General features: G+C 64.8%; 15 protein-coding genes. 4 read left to right on the forward strand and 11 right to left on the reverse strand.

Going from position 1 to position 18,270, the window contains the following annotated elements; translation table 11 throughout:
• Nucleotides 1-84: 84 nt before the first annotated feature.
• The 10 genes from lnt to EA798_RS02420 all read right to left on the reverse strand — a co-directional run bounded on the left by lnt (nucleotide 85) and on the right by EA798_RS02420 (nucleotide 9,648).
• The gene (lnt, locus tag EA798_RS02375) at nucleotides 85-1,593 is read right to left on the reverse strand and encodes an apolipoprotein N-acyltransferase (RefSeq protein ID WP_122097922.1); all 1,509 of its coding nucleotides are present in this window, start codon (nucleotides 1,591-1,593) and stop codon (nucleotides 85-87) included.
• Between the two features lie 116 nt (nucleotides 1,594-1,709).
• Nucleotides 1,710-2,552 carry an HlyC/CorC family transporter gene (locus tag EA798_RS02380; protein WP_015275519.1) on the reverse strand — a complete coding sequence of 281 codons (843 nt, stop codon included), beginning with the start codon at nucleotides 2,550-2,552 and terminating at the stop codon, nucleotides 1,710-1,712.
• 9 nt (nucleotides 2,553-2,561) lie between these two features.
• Nucleotides 2,562-3,044: an rRNA maturation RNase YbeY gene (gene ybeY / locus EA798_RS02385; protein WP_106158800.1), complete on the reverse strand. Its 483-nt coding sequence runs from the start codon at nucleotides 3,042-3,044 to the stop codon at nucleotides 2,562-2,564.
• Nucleotides 3,037-4,044, reverse strand: coding sequence for a PhoH family protein (locus tag EA798_RS02390; protein ID WP_122097923.1), 1,008 nt, complete (start codon nucleotides 4,042-4,044; stop codon nucleotides 3,037-3,039). Before EA798_RS02390 ends, ybeY begins: the two co-directional genes overlap by 8 nt.
• Before the next feature lie 118 nt (nucleotides 4,045-4,162).
• Entirely contained in the window at nucleotides 4,163-5,476 is a 1,314-nt protein-coding gene (miaB, locus tag EA798_RS02395; protein WP_106157481.1) for a tRNA (N6-isopentenyl adenosine(37)-C2)-methylthiotransferase MiaB, read from the reverse strand.
• Between the two features lie 96 nt (nucleotides 5,477-5,572).
• Entirely contained in the window at nucleotides 5,573-6,109 is a 537-nt protein-coding gene (locus EA798_RS02400; RefSeq protein ID WP_106157482.1) for a tetratricopeptide repeat protein, read from the reverse strand.
• Between the two features lie 117 nt (nucleotides 6,110-6,226).
• Entirely contained in the window at nucleotides 6,227-6,850 is a 624-nt protein-coding gene (locus tag EA798_RS02405; protein WP_122097924.1) for a hypothetical protein, read from the reverse strand.
• Nucleotides 6,851-6,858: 8 nt separating this feature from the next.
• A complete protein-coding gene (gene hemL, locus EA798_RS02410) occupies nucleotides 6,859-8,142 on the reverse strand; it encodes a glutamate-1-semialdehyde 2,1-aminomutase (RefSeq protein ID WP_106157484.1) in 1,284 nt (427 codons plus the stop codon).
• Between the two features lie 55 nt (nucleotides 8,143-8,197).
• Complete coding sequence (gene thiE, locus EA798_RS02415; protein WP_122097925.1) at nucleotides 8,198-8,839, reverse strand: thiamine phosphate synthase; 642 nt, start codon at nucleotides 8,837-8,839, stop codon at nucleotides 8,198-8,200.
• Nucleotides 8,840-8,853: 14 nt separating this feature from the next.
• Nucleotides 8,854-9,648, reverse strand: coding sequence for a hydroxymethylpyrimidine/phosphomethylpyrimidine kinase (locus EA798_RS02420; protein ID WP_122097926.1), 795 nt, complete (start codon nucleotides 9,646-9,648; stop codon nucleotides 8,854-8,856).
• A gap of 222 nt (nucleotides 9,649-9,870) precedes the next feature.
• Here EA798_RS02420 and EA798_RS02425 point away from each other — a divergent pair, with 222 nt between their 5' ends.
• Nucleotides 9,871-11,871, forward strand: a complete 2,001-nt coding sequence (locus EA798_RS02425; RefSeq protein WP_122097927.1) for a sensor histidine kinase — start codon at nucleotides 9,871-9,873, stop codon at nucleotides 11,869-11,871.
• A 129-nt stretch (nucleotides 11,872-12,000) separates the two neighbouring features.
• A complete protein-coding gene (locus EA798_RS02430; RefSeq protein WP_122097928.1) occupies nucleotides 12,001-13,647 on the forward strand; it encodes an acyl-CoA dehydrogenase family protein in 1,647 nt (548 codons plus the stop codon).
• Between the two features lie 20 nt (nucleotides 13,648-13,667).
• Here the strand turns inward: EA798_RS02430 and EA798_RS02435 are convergent, their stop codons facing one another.
• A complete protein-coding gene (locus EA798_RS02435) occupies nucleotides 13,668-14,510 on the reverse strand; it encodes an ion transporter (RefSeq protein WP_106157489.1) in 843 nt (280 codons plus the stop codon).
• A 523-nt stretch (nucleotides 14,511-15,033) separates the two neighbouring features.
• Between EA798_RS02435 and EA798_RS02440 the strand changes: the two genes are divergently transcribed.
• Complete coding sequence (locus tag EA798_RS02440) at nucleotides 15,034-16,545, forward strand: succinate CoA transferase (RefSeq protein WP_106157490.1); 1,512 nt, start codon at nucleotides 15,034-15,036, stop codon at nucleotides 16,543-16,545.
• Between the two features lie 220 nt (nucleotides 16,546-16,765).
• Nucleotides 16,766-18,241, forward strand: a complete 1,476-nt coding sequence (gene amn, locus EA798_RS02445; RefSeq protein ID WP_106157491.1) for an AMP nucleosidase — start codon at nucleotides 16,766-16,768, stop codon at nucleotides 18,239-18,241.
• Nucleotides 18,242-18,270: the final 29 nt, after the last annotated feature.

The raw sequence follows: 18,270 nt of genomic DNA on the forward strand, positions 1-18,270 counted from the left end.
GCGGTTTGCCTGGCCTGACTTGCGTGCAGCATCGGCAGGCATCGGCACCCGGCGCCGAAGCCTGCCTTCTGAAAGGCTATCGGACTACGCCTTGCGCCTGATCAGCGCCCAGCCGAGCAGCGACACGCATACCGCGATCAGCGGCCAGGAGCGCCAGCGCAGGTAGGGCGTCAGCCCCTGCATCGGCGTGACCTCGCCATACAGCACCGCCTGTTCGAATTGCGGAATCTGCTCAGTGATGTCCCCGTAAGGGTCGATCAGCACGGTAATGCCGTTGTTGGTTGCGCGGATCATCCAGCGTCCGGCCTCCAGCGCACGCATCTGTGCCATCTGCAGATGCTGCAGCGGGCCGATGGAGCGGCCGAACCAGGCGTCGTTGCTCACCGTCAGCAGCAGGTCGCTCTGCGCCGCGAGGCCGGCAGCGAACTCCGGATAAACCACCTCGTAGCAGATGTACGGTGCGATCTGCAGTCCCTTGGCCTGCAGCAGCGGCTGGCCGGACTCGCCGCGGGCGAAATCGGACATCGGCAGGTCGAAGAAGGCGATCAGGCCGCGCAGCAGATCCTGCAGCGGCACGTACTCACCGAAAGGCACCAGCTTCTGCTTGAGGTAGCTGCCGCTGGCATCACCGGCCGTGGTCAGGCCGTTGTAGTAGCGCAGTTCGCCGTCGGCGTTGGGCTGGCGTACCGGCACGCCGGTGATCAGGGCCGCGTCGCGCTGTTCGGCGAAGCCGGCCATCATCTTCAGATAGCCCTCAGCGTGTTCCTTGAGGATCGGCACAGCAGTCTCCGGCCAGACGATCAGGTCCGCCGGGCGGCTGCGAAAGGTCATGTCGCGATACAGCAGCAGCTGCATCTCGAGCTTCTTCGGGTCCCACTTCATGCTTTGCGCGACGTTGCCCTGCACCGCGGCGACGCTGAGCGGCTCACCCTTGGGCGTCGTCCAGGCATGCCCGTTCAGCAGCAGCCCGGCAATCCAGGGCGCTGCCAGCAGCGCGATGGTCAGCGCCAGGCGCGGCTTATCGGCACGCAGGCGTGGTAGCGCGACCAGCAGCGTCGCGTTCAGTGCGATGGCAAAGCTCAGCAGCCAGACGCCGCCGAGCGGCGCCAAGCCGGCCAGCGGGCCATCCAGCTGGCTGTAGCCGATGTACAGCCAGGGGAAGCCCGTGAGAACCCAGCCCCGCAGCGCATCGAATGCCAGCCAGAGCGCGCTGAAGGCCAGCGCATCACCAAGTGCGGAATGGCGATTGCGCAGCAGGCGTACCCAGAGCCAGCCAAGCAGCGCGAAGAACAGTGCCAGCCCGGCGACAAAGCCCAGCGTGAGCAGGCCGGCCAGCGCCGGCGACGCCGCGCCGAAATCATGAATGCTGACATAGACCCAGCTGACACCCGAGGCGAACAGACCAAAGCCATAGCACCAACCGCGCTGTGCCGCCTGCTTCGCTGCGGTTTCGCGCAGGCCGAGGTACAGCAGCGCCACCGACAGCAGGGCCAATGGCCAGATGTCGAAGGGCGCCAGGGAGAGGGTGGTCAGCGTGCCGGCGACCAGCGCCAGCAGATTGCCCGGCCAGCCGGGGCGGGTGATCCAATGCATGGAGGTTCCTTGCGCAATAGATGCGGGAGGGGAGGCTAAGGGCAATGGGGCGGCCGGGCAAGCCGGTTCGGCGCGAGCTCCGCGCAGGCTGGCTGCGCGGAGCTATTCGGTGCGTTCTACGCGCTTTCCGTGCGGCTCAGACGCAACATGTGCACGCGGCGGCTGTCGGCGTTCAGTACGCGCACGCGGAAGCCGTCGATCTCGGTCACCTCGTTGCGCTTGGGCAGGTGGCCGAAGGTGCTCATCACCAGGCCGGCAACGGTATCGAATTCGTCGTCGGGGAAGGCGCTGCCAAAATATTCGTTGAAGCTGTCGATCGGCGTCAGCGCCTTGACCAGGAAGTCGCCGCTGGGCAACGGGCGGATATAGCTGTCTTCCTCGACGTCGTGCTCGTCCTCGATATCGCCGACGATCTGCTCCAGCACATCCTCGATGGTCACCAGGCCGGCCACGCCGCCGTATTCGTCAATGACGATGGCCATGTGGTTGTGATTGGCGCGGAACTCGCGCAGCAGGACGTTCAGACGCTTGGATTCGGGCACGAACGTGGCCGGGCGCAGCAGATCCTTGATGTCGAAATTCTGCTGATCCTCCTTGAGGATCAGTGGCAGCAGATCCTTGGCCAGCAGCACGCCGATCACTTCGTCCAGGCTTTCACCGACGACCGGATAGCGCGAATGCGCGGCGGCGATGATGGCTGGCAGGAATTCGCGTGGCGACTGGTCGGCCCGGATGCTGATGACCTGCGAGCGCGGCACCATGATGTCGCGTACCTGCAGGTCGGCGACCTGGATGGCGCCCTCGACAATGGCCAGTGCTTCGTTGTCGAGCAGCTTGTTCTGATGGGCTTCGCGCAGGACTTCCAGCAGCTCCTGGCGATTCTTGGGTTCATGGGCAAAAGCCTGGGTGATTCTTTCCAGCCAGGTCTTTTGCCCGCTGATCGATCGATCTTCGCTCATGTCGTTGACTCAAGAGTCCTTGCAAGTGCCCGAAGCGGGCGATTCTTCAGCATAGGGGTCGGGATGACCCAGTTCGGCCAGCAGCTGACGTTCCAGATCTTCCATCTCCTCGGCTTCGTCATCATCGATGTGATCGTAGCCAAGCAGATGCAGGCAGCCGTGAATGACCAGGTGCGCCCAATGTGCGGTCAGCGCCTTGCCCTGTTCCGCCGCCTCGCGCTCGACCACCGGCACACAGATGACCAGGTCGCCGAGCAGCGGAATCTCCAGCATTTCGTCGGGGACGTCGGCCGGGAACGACAGCACGTTGGTCGCGTAATCCTTCTGCCGCCAGGTGCGATTGAGCTCGCGGCCTTCCTCCTCGTCGACCAGGCGAATGGTCAGTTCGGAGTCGCCACTGCGCTGACGTAGCGCCAGTTCACACCAGTGCTGCAGATCAGTGAGGGCCGGCGCCGCGCCAGTGCTGGCGCACTGCAGGTCAAGCTCAATCACCGGCGGCATCCTGCGCGGCGCGCTTGCTGCCCGGCGACTGGCGATCCTCGAAGGACTCGTAGGCCTCGACGATGCGCTGCACCAGCGGATGGCGGACCACATCCTTGGGCTTGAAGTGGGTAAAGCTGATGCCGTTGACGTCCTTCAGTACCTCGATGACGTGCGCCAGACCGCTCTTGGTGCCGCGGGGCAGGTCGACCTGAGTGATGTCGCCGGTAATCACCGCGGTGGAGCCGAAGCCGATCCGCGTGAGGAACATCTTCATCTGCTCCTGGGTGGTGTTCTGGCTCTCATCGAGGATGATGAAACTGTTGTTCAGCGTGCGCCCGCGCATGTAGGCCAGTGGAGCGATCTCGATCACCTGCTTCTCGATCAGCCGCGCTACATACTCGAAGCCGAGCATCTCGTAGAGGGCGTCGTACAGCGGGCGCAGGTAGGGGTCGATCTTCTGCGCCAGGTCGCCGGGCAGGAAGCCGAGCTTTTCGCCAGCCTCGACTGCCGGGCGTACCAGCAGGATGCGCCGTACCTGCTCGCGCTCCAGCGCATCCACCGCGCAGGCGACTGCCAGGTAGGTCTTGCCGGTACCGGCCGGGCCGACGCCGAAGTTTATGTCGTTGTCGAGGATGGCTTTGACGTAGCGCTGCTGATTGGCGCCGCGCGGACGGATCATGCCTTTCTTGGTGCGCAGGGCGACGCCCTGGTGCGCGTTCGGATTGGCCAGCTCTTCCATCCCGGATTCCTGCAGGTACAGATGCACCATGTCGGGGGAGAGCTCGGTGTTCTTGGTTTCCCGGTACAGCCGGCGCAGCAGTTGCTCGGCAGACTTGGCCACGTCGGCCGGGCCGATCAGCTCGAACTGATTGCCGCGGTTGCGGATTTCCAGTTCCAGGCGCTGCTCGATCAGGCGCAGATGCTCATCGAATTGGCCGCAGAGGTTGGCGAAGCGACGGGCTTCAAAGGGTTCGAGGGTGAAGCGATGCGGTTCTATGGGTGCGTTCAAGGGCTTTATTTGTGGCCGTGGTCGGCGGAATGATGGGGGAAGAATAGCGCCGCGGGCGCAAAGCGGAAAGCGCAGGTGGTCGCGGCCCCAATCCATATAGGGGCCGCAGTCGAGTTTCTCAAGACAGCAGGCTGCCACGCAGCGAATGCGGCAGCGCATCGTCGATGTGCACGTCGACGAACTGGCCGATCAGTCGAGGGTTGTCGCAGCGGAAATTGACGATGCGGTTGTGCTCGGTCCGGCCTTGCAGCATGCCCGGGTCCTTCTTCGAGTAATCGCTGACAAGGATGCGCTGGGTCGTGCCCACCATCCGCCGGCTGTTCTCGAAACCCTGCTGGTTGATGCGTTGCTGCAGGATAGCCAGCCGCTGCTTCTTCACGTCATCCGGTGTGTCGTCGATCAGGTCCGCAGCCGGCGTGCCGGGGCGTGCGCTGTAGACGAAGGAGTAGGAGAAATCGAAGCCGACGTCTTCGATCAGCTTCATGGTCTGCTCGAAGTCCTTGTCGGTCTCGCCGGGGAAGCCGACGATGAAATCCGAGCTGATCAGGATATCCGGTACCGCCGCGCGCAACCGACGGATGCGCGACTTGTATTCCAGCGCGGTGTGGTTGCGCTTCATCGCCGCGAGGATGCGGTCGGAGCCGGCCTGCACCGGCAGGTGAAGGTATTTGACCAGCTGCGGAATGTCGGCGTGTGCCTGGATGATGGCGTCGGAGAACTCCAACGGGTGGCTGGTGGTGTAGCGAATCCGGCCGATGCCTTCGATCGCGGCGACCGCGTGCAGCAGGTCGGCAAAATCATGCCCGTCGTGGCGGTAGCCGTTGACGTTCTGTCCCAGCAGGGTGACTTCCTTCACGCCGTTCTCGGCGAGGTGGACGATTTCCGCCAGCACGTCGGCCAGCGGGCGGCTGACTTCCTCGCCACGGGTATAGGGCACCACGCAGAAGGTGCAGTACTTGCTGCAGCCTTCCATGACCGAGACGAACGCGCTGGGGCCATCGACGCGCGGCTCGGGCAGGCGGTCGAATTTCTCGATCTCAGGGAAGGAGATGTCCACCTGCGGCTTCTTGGTCGTGCGCGCGGCGTCGATCATTTCCGGCAGGCGATGCAGGGTCTGCGGCCCGAATACGACGTCGACGTACGGGGCGCGGTCGCGGATGGCCGCGCCTTCCTGACTGGCGACGCAGCCGCCAACGCCGATCACCAGCTGCGGATTATCCAGTTTCAGTTCGCGCCAGCGACCCAGTTGCGAGAAGACCTTTTCCTGGGCCTTTTCGCGAATCGAGCAGGTATTGAGGAGGATCACGTCGGCTTCAGCCGGGTTCTCGGTGATTTCCAAGGCCTGGTGTTCGCCCAGCAGGTCCACCATGCGCGAGCTGTCGTACTCGTTCATCTGGCAGCCATGGGTTTCGATGAAAAGCTTGCGGGTCATGTTACGGGCCGGCGTTGTGCAAAAAATGACCGGCGATTATATGCCCACGGCCGGGCAGGGGAAAGCGCGGACGGATGCCGCAGTGTTTTCTACGGCTCAGGGGATCAGCGGCGCGTCGGCGGCCTGCAGTTGCATCAGGTAGTCGCGGAAAATCTGGCCGAGCACCTGGGTGGCAATCTCCAGCTCGTCGCGGCGCATCTGCGCGGAAACCCGGTCGGCGGTATCCAGTGCTTCGTCTTCGCCGTTGACCGCGGCCATCTTCAGCACGATATAGGCCTGAACATTGTTGGCCTTGACGCCCTCGCCACGAAAAAACATCACGCCGAGCCGGTGTTGCGCCGTCGCATGGCCGCGCAAGGATGCCTGTTCGAACCAGTACAACGCCTTGGCCAGATCGCGCGGTGCGCGGCGACCGTCGTAATGAAACTCGCCCAGTTCGTAAGCGGCTTGCACGTCGCCTTCGCTGGCAGCCTGCTGGCAACTGCGCAGGGCTTCCGGTAGTTCCTCGGGGAGCGTGTCGAGCGCGCAGCGGGCAGTGGCCGGGATCAGCAAAGTGTTCCCGCCGGCCATGACCGTGAGAGGCGAGAGAAGCAGCAGACAGCCCAAAGACAGGATGCGGCCGGTGCGGATCATGAAAATCTGGCGCCTCGAGGAGCAGGGCGGTAATGAAAGGCTGGAACGAGCCAGCCGTCACATTATGGATAAGCTGCAGTCTGCTTACAAAGCCTTTAACCGCCTGCCATCGGCTTTTTATCCGGCTGCCGGCTGGTCCTCGCCTGCGCTGCCGGGCATGCGCACCAGCAAGACGGCGATAAGCGGGCTGGCGACGGCCAGCAATAGTGGGCGCAGCTCGCTGAGCGGACTGTCCATCAGCATGCCTGCCGGCAACGGAGCGGAACCCAGGAGCAGCGTGCCAGCAACTACTCCGGCAGCGGCCGGCAGGCTCGCTGGCCATTGCAGCGCGCCGGCGTAGATGATCAGTAGCGCACTGGTCAGCATCAGCCCGAACGCGTAGGGCTCGCTCCAGCCAAGCTGCCGTGCCAGTTCGAAGAACACGCACAGCCCGAGCACCACGCGTCCCCAGTTCGGTCGGCTCCAGATCCAGCGTCGTGCCAGTGTCAGCGCCGCGAGTGCAATCAGTGGCAGGCCGAGCAGCAGGCTGGCGCGCTCCAGCCACTGATGGGCTTCCTCCAGGTCGAAACCGATCAGGCTCGCCGCGGCGCAGGCGCCGCTCGCCGCTGCGAGGATGAAGCCCAGCATCGCGCTGAACAGCGCCGGCTGATTCGCGTCGCCGTAGTGGCGTCGGCTGCGGCCGATCCATATCGCGCTGGTGCCCGCGGCGAGGAGCAGCAGTACTGCTTGCAGCAATTGCATCGTCTCGCTCACTTGAGCTTGGCGAAGGCGCGCTCGGCCGCCTCCAGCGTGATTGCAAGTTCGGTGTCGCCATGGGCGATGGAGGTGAAGCCGGCCTCGAACGCGCTCGGCGCCAGGTAGACGCCACCCTCGAGCATCAGATGGAAGAAGCGCTTGAAGCGGTCGGCATCGCTGGCCATGACGTCGGCGAAGGTGACGATGTCGTCGGCGCCGCTGAAATACAGACCGAACATGCCGCCCACCTGCGTGGTAACGAACGGGATGCCGGCGGCATCGGCGCGGTCCTGCAGGCCCTGCAACATGCGGGCGGTGTAGGCGCTCAGCTCGTCGTGGAAACCGGGACGGCTGATCAGGCCAAGGGTGGTCAGGCCGGCGGCCATGGCCAGCGGATTGCCCGACAGGGTGCCGGCCTGATAGACCGGGCCGAGCGGGGCGATGCGCTCCATGATGGCGCGCTTGCCGCCGAAGCAGCCGACCGGCATGCCGCCGCCGATGATCTTGCCGAAGGTCGACAGGTCCGGGGTCACGCCGTAGTAGGCCTGAGCGCCGCCGAGTGCGACGCGGAACCCGGTCATCACTTCGTCGAAGATCAGCACTACGCCGTGGGCGTCGCACAGGGTACGCAGACCTTCGAGGAAGCCCGGCGCCGGCGGCACGCAGTTCATGTTGCCCGCGACCGGCTCGACGATGATACAGGCGACCTGCTCACCCTTTTCCTTCAGTGTCGCTTCGACCTCGGCGAGGTCGTTGTAGGCCAGGGTCAGGGTGTGCTTGGCGAAGTCCGCCGGCACGCCGGCCGAACTCGGCACGCCCTGGGTCAGGGCGCCGGAGCCGGCTTTCACCAGCAGGCTGTCGGAGTGGCCGTGGTAGCAACCTTCGAACTTGATGATCGCGTCGCGGCCGGTATAGCCACGGGCGAGGCGGATCGCGCTCATGGTCGCTTCGGTGCCGGAGCTGACCATGCGCACCATCTCCATGGATGGCACCAGACGGCAGACCAGTTCGGCCATCTCGGTTTCCATGGCGGTCGGCGCGCCGTAGGACAGCCCGTGTTCGAGCTGACGGCGCACGGCATCCAGAACCTCGGGATGGCTGTGGCCGAGAATCATCGGGCCCCAGGAGCCAACGTAGTCGACGTAGCGCTTGTCATCCTCGTCGATCACATAGGCGCCGGCGGCGTGCTTGAGAAACAGCGGGGTGCCGCCGACGCTGCGAAACGCGCGTACGGGTGAGTTGACGCCGCCCGGGATGTGGGTCTGGGCGCTGGCAAAGAGGGTTTCGGAACGGGACATGCGGGCCTCGCAAAACAGGGGCTGACCGCCGTGCGGCGGGTCAGCCGTGGCGGAATCAGGGGGTAGTGAACAACTGGCTGAACGCTCGGGCGCGGCGTTCGACCTCGGCGGCGTTTTCGGCAGCGAACAGGGCGTGAATCACGGCGATCATCTGCGCGCCCTCGGCGATCAGGCCCGGTGCCGTTTCCGGCGTGATGCCACCGATAGCGACGATGGGCAGGCCGATGCGGGCGCGGGCCTCGCGCAGCAGTTCGGGATTGGCCGAAGGCGCGCCCGGCTTGGTCTGCGACTGGAAGAAGCGGCCAAAGGCGACATAGCTGGCGCCGTCACGTGCGGCCTGTTCGGCCAGCGGCAGTTGCGCATGGCAGGTGGCGCCGATGATCGCCTGGCGGCCGAGCAGCGCACGGGCGGCGGCCAGCGAACCATCTTCCTGGCCCAGGTGCAGGCCGACGCCCAGTCGCGCCGCCAGCTCGGCGTCGTCGTTGATGATCAGTTGCGCGCCGTGGCGGGCGCAGAGCTCCTGCAGCGCATCGGCTTCACGCAGTCGACGCGCCTCATCGCTGGATTTGTCGCGGTATTGCAGCAGCCGGGCGCCGCCTTTGAGTGCGGCTTCGACATACGGCAGCAGACGACCGTCGGCGAGCAGCTTGCTGTCGGTGATGGCGTACAGGCCGCGCAGGCGAGTCGATTCCTTCATGCGCTGCTCTCCAGTCAGGCCAGGTCCAGCGGCAGGCGCCGGGGAATGTATTGCCCGTGACCGGGCGCCTCGGCATCGCGCAGGGTGCGCCAGGTGTAATCGAGTGCCGACCTGACCGCGCTGGTCAGTTCCTCACCCAGGGCCAGGCGACCGGCCAGGGCGCTGGCCAGTGTGCAGCCGGAGCCGTGATAGCTGCCCGGCAGGCGCGCGCAGGTGAAATCGTGGCGGCTACCATCACGGCAGTAAAGACGGTTATGCACTTCGCTTTCGTCGCCGTGTCCGCCGGTAATCAAAAGGTGGCGGATATGCGGCAGCAGGCGTTCGGCGCAGTCGTCGGCACTGCCGTTCGGCAGATCGGCGAGGATGCGGGCTTCCGGCAGGTTCGGCGTGGCGATGGTCGACACCGGGAACAGTCGCTCACGCATGGCATAGCCAACATCGTCCTTGCCCAGTGCGCCGCCGCCGCCAGCACGCAGCACCGGGTCGCAGACTAGCGGCACGCCGGGCAGCTGGGTCATGATCTCGAGGACGGTCTCGACCATTTCCACCGAGCCGAGCATGCCCAGCTTGACCGCTGCGATGGGCAGGTCGGCGATCACCGCGTTGGCCTGGGCCAGCACCCATTCGCGGTCGAGCACGCGGAAGTCGGAGACGTTGACGGTATCCTGCACGGTCAGCGCGGTGACGGTCGGCGCGGCGTGGCAGGCCTGCGCCAGCAGGGCTTCGATGTCCGCCTGCAAGCCGGCGCCACCACTGGGGTCATGGCCGGACAGACAGAGGACGACGGGGCGTGAAGTTGGGTTTTTCATGGCGTGCGAGCTTATCACCAAACCGCCCTGGCGGGACGCGGCAGTTGTGCGTCGATCCGCCACCGCTGCGAACGCCGGCCATCGGCTAATCCAGGCGCGAGCGATTCGCCTTTCCGGCGACAAGGAGCGCTGTGGTAGATTGCTGGCACTTTGATTTTCGGACGCAGCGGCGGGGTTCACGGGCGTGAATTCGTATTCGTCGCCCGGCCTGCACGAGGCACCATGCGGTACGTCTTCCTCCTTTTCCTGGCTTTTCTGCCTGTCGTGGCCAGTGCTGTCGAGCTCGACGAGCACACCCGCCACCTGCCGCTGGGCCAGACCATGCAGGTGTTCGAGGACCCGCTCGGCTCAGCGCGCATAGAAGACATCACCTCGGCCGCATTCGAAAGCCGCTTTCAGCCTCACCAGAACGCCGTGTTCAATGCCGGCTATTCCCGCTCGGTGCATTGGGTGCGGGTCGACCTGAACTACCGGCCACAGACGGTGCTGGAGGCGAGACGCTGGCTGCTGGAAGTGGCCTATCCGCCGCTGGACAGCCTGCAGCTGTATCTGGCCGATGGCCGGGGCGGCTACCGTCTGGCCGGGGATACCGGCGATACCAAGCCCTGGGCCAGTCGCGAAATCCGCCAGGGCAACTACCTGTTCGAGATCGAGCTGCAGCCCAACCAATCGCAGCGAGCCTATCTGCGCGTGGAGAGCGAGGGATCGATACAGGTGCCGCTGAGCCTCTGGTCGCAGCACGCCTACCTCGAGGCGCAGCCCGGGCGCATCTATGTGCTGGGCATGATCTACGGCGTACTGCTGGCGATGCTGGTCTACAACCTGTTCATCTATGTGAGCATCCGCGACCAGAGCTACCTGTTCTACATCCTCTACATCGCCGCGTTCGGCCTCTACCAGGTCTCGGTGAACGGGGCCGGGGTGCAGTTTCTCTGGCCGGATCGACCCTGGTGGGCCAATGCCGCCACGCCGTTGCTGATCGGTGCCACCGGGCTGTTCGGCTGCCTGTTCACCCGCAGCTTCCTGCGCACCGCCGAGCACAGCCGCTGGATGGACCGGCTATTGCGGCTGATCATCGGCTTTTCGGTAGTGGTGATGGTCCTGGCGCTGACCACTGACTATGGCCTGTCGCTGCGTCTGGCCACCGCGCTGGCGCTGCTCTTCACCCTGGCAGTGTTCGCCGCCGGCATCCTCGCCTGGCTGCGCGGCATGCGTGTGGCGCGCTACTTCATCATCGCCTGGAGCGCGCTGCTGATCGGTGGGCAGATCAATACCCTGATGGTGCTCGGCCACCTGCCGCACAACTTCCTGACCATGTATGCCAGCCAGCTGGGAGCCGCGCTGGAGGTCGTGCTGCTGTCGATGGCGCTGGCCGACCGCATCAACGCGCTCAAGGACGAGCGGGCGAAGATCCTGGAGAGCGCCCGCTCCGACCTGGAACAGCTGAACCGTGAGCTGGCCGAGAGTAACCGGCTGAAGGATGAATTTCTCTCCAACATCAGCCATGAGCTGCGCACACCAATGATGGGCGTGATGGGCGCGCTGGAGCTGCTGCCCGCCTCCGAAACGGCAGAAGAGCTGCAGCAGTATCAACACATCGCCACCGCATCGGCGCGCGACATGATGCGCCTGGTGAACAACATCCTGGTGCTCAGCGAGCTGCGTGCCGGCAAGCTGCGCCTGCAGGATCGGCGCTTCAGCCTCCGCGAGACTGCGGCACGGCTGCACCAGCAGTTCGCCCCCCAGGCCCTTGAAAAAGGGCTAGCCTTCGATCTCGACTTCGACGAACAGCTGCCTGATCGTGTCTACGGCGATGCCGAAAAGCTCGAACAGTGCATCTGCCATCTGCTCGACAACGCAGTCAAGTTCACCGCTCGCGGGGCGGTGAACCTGCGCTTCACGGGGGCAGTCGAAGAGCGCCAGCTGCAGCTGAACGTCGAAGTCGTCGACAGCGGCATCGGCTTCAGCGATGCCGATCAGGCCTTCCTCTACCACCAGTTCCGCCAGGTGGACGGCTCGATGACCCGGCGGTATGGGGGGCTCGGCATCGGTCTGGCGATCAGCCGTGGCCTGATCGAGCTGCTCGGCGGACAGCTGGAGCAGCAATCACGGCCGGGCCTGGGCAGCCGCTTCGGCGTCCATCTGCGCTTTGCGCTGAATCCTTCCGACGGGCCTGCCGCCGACTCGTCGCCTGCCGTTGCGCCGTCCGCGCCGATTGCCTGACGCGCGGACCTTTTGGCCGATACCTCGCTTCAACCGTCGCCGTACAGCATGGTTCACTGCTGATCCGTCGCGAGCGCGGACTACGCTTGCTGGCACCGTCGCGGCATCGGTATCGAAGGAGGACGCTAGATGAACCTGCAGACCTGCGCCGAAACCCATGAGGTCACCAATCAGGTGCCGCCGCTGGATGGCGCCAACCTCTACCGCATCGACCTGCCATTGCAGCAGTGGGTACAGCGCTACCACGGCAGCTGGGCGGAAGATCGACTGGACCGTTACGGCGCGCTCGCCGGCGGGCCCTTGATGCAGGCCGGCTTTCTCGCCAACGAGAACAGGCCGGTGTTCAAGAGTCATGACCGCTATGGCCATCGCATCGATCTGGTGGAGTTTCACCCCGCTTATCACGAATTGATGCGTGCTGCCGTCGAGCACGGCATTCCGTCGCTGCCCTGGAGCGATCCGCAGCCCGGTGCCCAAGTGGCCCGTGCGGCGCTGATGTACCTGCACAACCAGGCCGAAGCCGGCAGCAGCTGCCCGTTGACCATGACCTACGCCAGCGTGCCGGCGCTACGCCTGCAGCCTGACCTAGCCGAACGCTGGCTGCCGAAGATCCTCGCCCGCGAATATGACCCGCGTAACCTGCCGATGGAGCAGAAGGCCGGCGTGACCATCGGCATGGCGATGACCGAGAAGCAGGGCGGCACCGACGTGCGCGCCAACAGCACCCGCGCCTATCCGGTTGGTGCCGGTGGCCCCGGGCAGGCCTACGAGCTGATCGGCCACAAGTGGTTCTGCTCGGCGCCGATGTGCGATGCCTTCCTCACCCTTGCGCAGACCGACAGGGGCCTGTCCTGCTTCCTGCTGCCGCGCCATCGCCCGGACGGCACGCGCAACCAGTTCTATATCCAGCGTCTGAAGAACAAGCTGGGCAATTGGGCCAACGCCTCCAGCGAAGTCGAGTACCGCGGCGCGCTGGCCTGGATGGTCGGTGAAGAAGGGCGCGGTGTGCCGACCATCATCGAGATGGTCTCCTCGACCCGCTTCGACTGCATGATCGGCTCCAGCTCGCTGATGCGTCAGGCGCTGACCCAGGCCATGCACCACTGCGCGCACCGTCAGGTCGGCGGCCGGCTCCTGCTGGAGCAGCCGCTGATGCAGAACGTGCTGGCCGACCTTGCCCTGGAAAGCGAGGCAGCGCTGGCGCTGACCCTGCGCATGGGCCGCGCCCAGGACAATCGCCATGACGAGCACGAAGACAAGTTCTCCCGGCTGGTCACCGCCGTAGGCAAATACTGGATCTGTAAACGCGCGCCGAACATGATCGCCGAGGCCAGCGAATGCCTGGGCGGCGCTGGCTACGTCGAGGAAACCATCCTGCCGCGGCTGTACCGCGAGGCGCCGGTGAACTCCATCTGGGAGGGCTCCGGCAATGTGCAATGCCTGGATGTGCTGCGCGCACTGTCCAAGGAACCCGGCGTGCTGGAGGTGCTGTTCGCCGAACTCGGTGACGGTCACGGTGATGCACGGCTGAAGGCGCATATTCAGCGACTGAAGACGGCCTTCGGTGACACCGAGGACATCCAGTACCGCGCCCGTCAGCTCACCGAAGACGTAGCCGTCGGGCTGCAGGCCAAGCTGCTGCTCGAAGCCGGCAACGCGGCCGTTTCGGATGCGTTCATTGCCAGTCGCCTGGAGGGGCAGGGGCGCGTCTATGGCACCTTGCCGCGCGGGCTGGACATCGACGCGCTGCTTGCCCGCAGCGCGCCGCAGCTATGATTCGCGGCAGGTTGCAGCGGCTAGTGGCGAGCCTGCCCGCGTAGCAGTTCCTTGAGTTCGGCTATTTCGCCACGCAGGGCGCGGACCTCCTCATGCAGGTCCGCCTCGATGTGCTCGCGTGCCGCCTCGATGGTTGCCTGGGTGGCTTCGTGGTCCGCGTCGGTAACCGTCTGCATCGCGTTGACGATGATGGCGATGAACAGGTTGAGCATGGTGAAGGTGGCAATCAGGATGAACGGGATAAAGAACACCCAGGCGTAGGGGAACACGTCCATCAGCGGGCGCACGATGCCCATCGACCAGCTTTCCAGCGTCATCACCTGGAAGAGGGTGTAGACCGAACGGCCGAGGTTGCCGAACCACTCGGGGAATTCAGCACCGAACAGCCCGGTGGCGATCACCGCGGATACGTAGAAGACCAGCGCCAGCACCATGGCAATCGAGCCCAGGCCCGGAATGGCCGACAGCAGCGCGCCGACGACGCGGCGCATCGACGGCACCATGGTGACCATGCGCATCACCCGCAGTACGCGCAGGGCACGCAGAACGCTGAACGGGCCGCTGGCGGGCACCAGCGCAATGGCGACCACGGTGAAATCGAACAGGCTCCAGGGATCACGGAAGAACGCCGCGCGATGAACGTAGATGCGTGCTGCGATTTCCACCACGAACACGCCGAGGATCAGCATGTCGAGCACGCTGAGCAGCTCGCCCCAGCTAGCCACCAGAGACGGCGAGGTCTGCATGCCGAGGATGGCCGCGTTGATCACGATCAGCAGCAGAATGCCGCGCTGAACGGCTGGCCGCTCGATGAGCTGCTTGAGCCGACTACGAGTGCTCGTTTCCACGGGGGTTGCCTGCATGATGCCTACCTGTCTGTTTCGATCATCGCCCTGCCCGCGACCGTTGGGCTACCGTTGAATACAGTCGGGCGGGCGCGAGTATGGCGGCGAAGACCAGCGCGGGGAAGTGAGGGCGGTGCCCGGTTCGTTTCCCGATTTGACAGGGATCGGGCGACGCTTTGAGCGCGGCGACAGGCCGTGCGCCCCGGTTCCACCGCCAGAGGCGCGGCCGGCGAGCGCCTCGCAGCTGGCCGGTCGTGGTTGCACTGGGCGCGGATACCGGCTATGACCTCTTCTGTGCGGCGGCCTGCTAGTACCTTTGTATAACAGCCAAACGTGCTGGTGCTCCTAGAATGGGGCCAGCGACTACGTTACGGGGTTGCAAGTGCCGCATGATTTTTTGAGGTTCCGATATTGAGCGGCAAAAGACATGGGCGCTTTGTCTCCGGACATCAAGTGGCCGTCTCCCTGCCTCGTCAGGCCTGGCGAATTTCTTTGCAGAGCCTTCACGGACGAGCATTCGATGAGTTTCTGAGGTGAGTTCATGGCAACCGATCTAAACAAGTACATCCGCAACGCAGCGTTTCTCGACAAGGTCGTCTCGGCAGAAGAGGCCGCGTCGTGGATCGAGGACGGCATGACGCTGGGCATGAGCGGCTTCACCCTGTTCGGGGAGCCGAAGGTGTTTCCGAAGGCACTGTCCGAGCGCGGCCAGCGCGAGAAATTCAAGGTCAACCTGTTCACCGGCGCGTCCATGGGACCGGCGGCCGACCAGTCGATGGCCGAAGCCGGCATCATCAACAAGCGCATTCCGTATCAGGGCAACGCGGTGCAGCGCAAGAAGATCAACGCCGGCGAGGTGCTCTACATCGATCAGCACCTGTCCCACACCGCCGAGCTGCTGCGCCAGGGCGTGCTGCCGCAGGTCGACTACGCCATCATCGAGGCGGCGGCGATCACCGAGGACGGCCAGATCATCCCGACCGGTTCTGTCGGTAACTCGCCGATCTTCGTGCAGAACGCCAAGCACGTGATCATCGAGCTGAACACTTCTGCTCCGCGCGAGTACGAAGGCATGCACGACATCTACATCCCCGGCCCGGCCGGCGAGGATTCGCGCAAGGACATCCCGGTCTACAACGTCAGCAAGCGCATCGGCTCGATCGGTATTCCGGTCGATCCGGCCAAGGTGCGCGGCATCGTGCTGTCCAGCGAGCCGGACATTCCTTCCCCCCTGTTCGAGCCGAACGCCGAAACCCAGAAGATCGCCGACAACCTGCTGGACTTCCTGCGTGAGGAAGTGAAGCTGGGGCGCCTGACCAACAGTCTGGCTCCGCTGCAGTCCGGTGTGGGCTCGGTGGCCAATGCGGTGCTGGCCGGCATGAAGACCTCCGAGTTCAAGGACCTGACCGTCGCTTCCGAAGTGCTGCAGGACGGCGTTTTCGACCTGATCGACGCCGGCGTGGTGAAGTTCGCCGCCGCCACCGCCTTCTCCCTGTCGAAGAAGCGCGTGGACAACCTGGCCTCGGACCTCGCCAAGTACGCGGGCAAGGTGGTGTTCCGTCCGCAGGAGATCTCCAACCATCCGGAAGTGATCCGTCGCCTGGGCATCATCTCCTTCAATACCGCGCTGGAAGCCGATATCTACGGCAACGTGAACTCCACGCACGTCAACGGCACCCACATGATGAATGGTATCGGCGGCTCGGGTGACTTTGCCCGCAACGCGCGTATCAGCATCTTCGTGACGACCTCGACGGCGAAGGACGGCAAGATCTCCTCCATCGTGCCGTTCGTCACGCATGTGGATCACACCAACCATGACGTCGACGTGATCATCACCGAGCAGGGCTATGCCGATCTGCGTGGGCTGGCCCCCGTCGAGGCGGCAGCGCGAATCATCGAGAACTGCATGCACCCGGACTACAAGGCCCAGGCGCTTGCCTACCTCGAAGAAGCGAAACAGCGTGGCGGCCACACCCCGCACGTGCTGGAAAAAGCTTTCTCCTGGCACGCCAACTTCGCCAAGAACGGCACCATGCTGCTGGACAAGTAATCGATAGGAGCCTGTGCGGCTGATGCAGCGATGCATCGGCGGCGGGCTCGAAGCGGTGCCCGAATCCGACGCCAGGCTCTGGCGTCGGATTTTTTTTGCCCGCTGACGGCCGAATTCGCAACGTGTGGAAGGCTCGGGTGCGACTCCATCCGCTCTGCTGCGTATACATCCGTCACCAAATGCAGCCAAGATAGAGCGGAGTGTTAAGCCAGGATTAGCCATGACTTCCAACGAATCCAGATCCTTCACCGTCGCCACCCGCGCTGAGGAGGCGGTCGACAAGCTGGCCGAGCTGCACGCGCAGGCCACAGCGGCGCTGAACCAGGCGCTCAAGCGCTACGTCACCAGCCGTACCGAGCCGAGCCTGCAGGAACGCAGTCTGTTCCGTTACCCGCAGCTGCGCCTGACCTACGAGTGCCACGGCGAAGTGCCGGCCTCGACCCGTGCCTACGCCAAGGTGCAGGCGCCTGGGGTGTACAGCGTCACCGTGACCCATCCGGCCGCGTTCCGTGCCTACCTGCTCGATCAGCTGAAGCCGCTGATTCAGGACTTCAACGTCACCGTTGAAGTCGGCATGAGCGACCGCAACATTCCCTATCCCTACGTGATCGAGCAGGGCGACGAGCTGGCCGGCACCGGCGTGACTGCGGCCGAGCTGGCGCGGGTTTTCCCCAGCACCGACCTGTCGGCGGCCACCGACGACATCGCCGACGGGCTCTATGACTGGGAGCACGCCGATCCCTATCCGCTGGCGCTGTTCGACGGCGCGCGGGTGGATTTCTCGCTGCGCCGGCTGGTGCATTACACCGGCAGTGACTGGCGCCACGTGCAGCCGTGGATCCTGCTGACCAACTACCACCGCTACGTCGACCAGTTCATCCGCCACGGCCTGGACATGCTGCGCGACGAAACCCGCTTCGTGCGCATGGTGCTGCCAGGCAACGTGGTCATCGAACGGGGCATGGAAGAGGGCGAGGCGCAGGCGATCATCGGCGGCGTGATGTGGCATCGCTACCAGATGCCGGCCTATCACCTGATCGCCGAAGATGGCCACGGCATCACCCTGGTCAACATCGGCGTCGGCCCGTCCAACGCGAAGAACATCACCGATCACCTCGCCGTGCTGCGGCCGCACTGCTGGCTGATGATCGGTCACTGCGGCGGGCTGCGGCAGTCGCAATCCATCGGTGACTACGTGCTGGCCCACGCCTACATGCGCCGCGATGGCATCCTCGATCGTGTACTGCCGCCGCACATCCCGCTGCCTGCACTGGCCGAAGTGCAGCAGGCGCTGCAGGATGCCGCCGCGACGGTCACTGGCGAGCAGGGCGAAGCGCTGAAGAAGCGTTTGCGTACCGGCACCGTGCTGACCTACGACGACCGCAACTGGGAGCTGCGCTGGGCGCAGGAACGGCCGCTGATCAATCTGTCGCGCGCCGTCGCGGTGGACATGGAGAGCGGCACCATCGCCGCCCAGGGTTACCGCCTGCGGGTGCCGTACGGCACCTTGCTCTGCGTATCGGACAAGCCGCTGCACAGCGAGATCAAGCTGCCCGGCTCGGCCAATGCGTTCTACGAGCGAGCCGTGACCCAACACCTGAAGATCGGCATCACTGCGCTGGAGCTGCTGCGCAGTCAGCTCAACTCGCTGCATTCGCGCAAGCTGCGCAGCTTCGACGAGCCGCCGTTCCGCTGAATCGGCATGTGCTGCCGGCACTTTCGTGG

Source organism: Pseudomonas songnenensis (genome assembly GCF_003696315.1).
Classification (GTDB): domain Bacteria; phylum Pseudomonadota; class Gammaproteobacteria; order Pseudomonadales; family Pseudomonadaceae; genus Stutzerimonas; species Stutzerimonas songnenensis.

Coding starts and splice junctions, on each gene's coding strand:
- EA798_RS02435 (WP_106157489.1), bottom strand. CDS start 14,510: ATGCAGGCAACCCCCGTGGAAACGAGCACTCGTAGTCGGCTCAAGCAG.
- miaB (WP_106157481.1), bottom strand. CDS start 5,476: ATGACCCGCAAGCTTTTCATCGAAACCCATGGCTGCCAGATGAACGAG.
- EA798_RS02400 (WP_106157482.1), bottom strand. CDS start 6,109: ATGATCCGCACCGGCCGCATCCTGTCTTTGGGCTGTCTGCTGCTTCTC.
- EA798_RS02405 (WP_122097924.1), bottom strand. CDS start 6,850: ATGCAATTGCTGCAAGCAGTACTGCTGCTCCTCGCCGCGGGCACCAGC.
- EA798_RS02420 (WP_122097926.1), bottom strand. CDS start 9,648: ATGAAAAACCCAACTTCACGCCCCGTCGTCCTCTGTCTGTCCGGCCAT.
- EA798_RS02425 (WP_122097927.1), top strand. CDS start 9,871: ATGCGGTACGTCTTCCTCCTTTTCCTGGCTTTTCTGCCTGTCGTGGCC.
- EA798_RS02440 (WP_106157490.1), top strand. CDS start 15,034: ATGGCAACCGATCTAAACAAGTACATCCGCAACGCAGCGTTTCTCGAC.
- amn (WP_106157491.1), top strand. CDS start 16,766: ATGACTTCCAACGAATCCAGATCCTTCACCGTCGCCACCCGCGCTGAG.
- thiE (WP_122097925.1), bottom strand. CDS start 8,839: ATGAAGGAATCGACTCGCCTGCGCGGCCTGTACGCCATCACCGACAGC.
- EA798_RS02380 (WP_015275519.1), bottom strand. CDS start 2,552: ATGAGCGAAGATCGATCGATCAGCGGGCAAAAGACCTGGCTGGAAAGA.
- hemL (WP_106157484.1), bottom strand. CDS start 8,142: ATGTCCCGTTCCGAAACCCTCTTTGCCAGCGCCCAGACCCACATCCCG.
- EA798_RS02430 (WP_122097928.1), top strand. CDS start 12,001: ATGAACCTGCAGACCTGCGCCGAAACCCATGAGGTCACCAATCAGGTG.
- lnt (WP_122097922.1), bottom strand. CDS start 1,593: ATGCATTGGATCACCCGCCCCGGCTGGCCGGGCAATCTGCTGGCGCTG.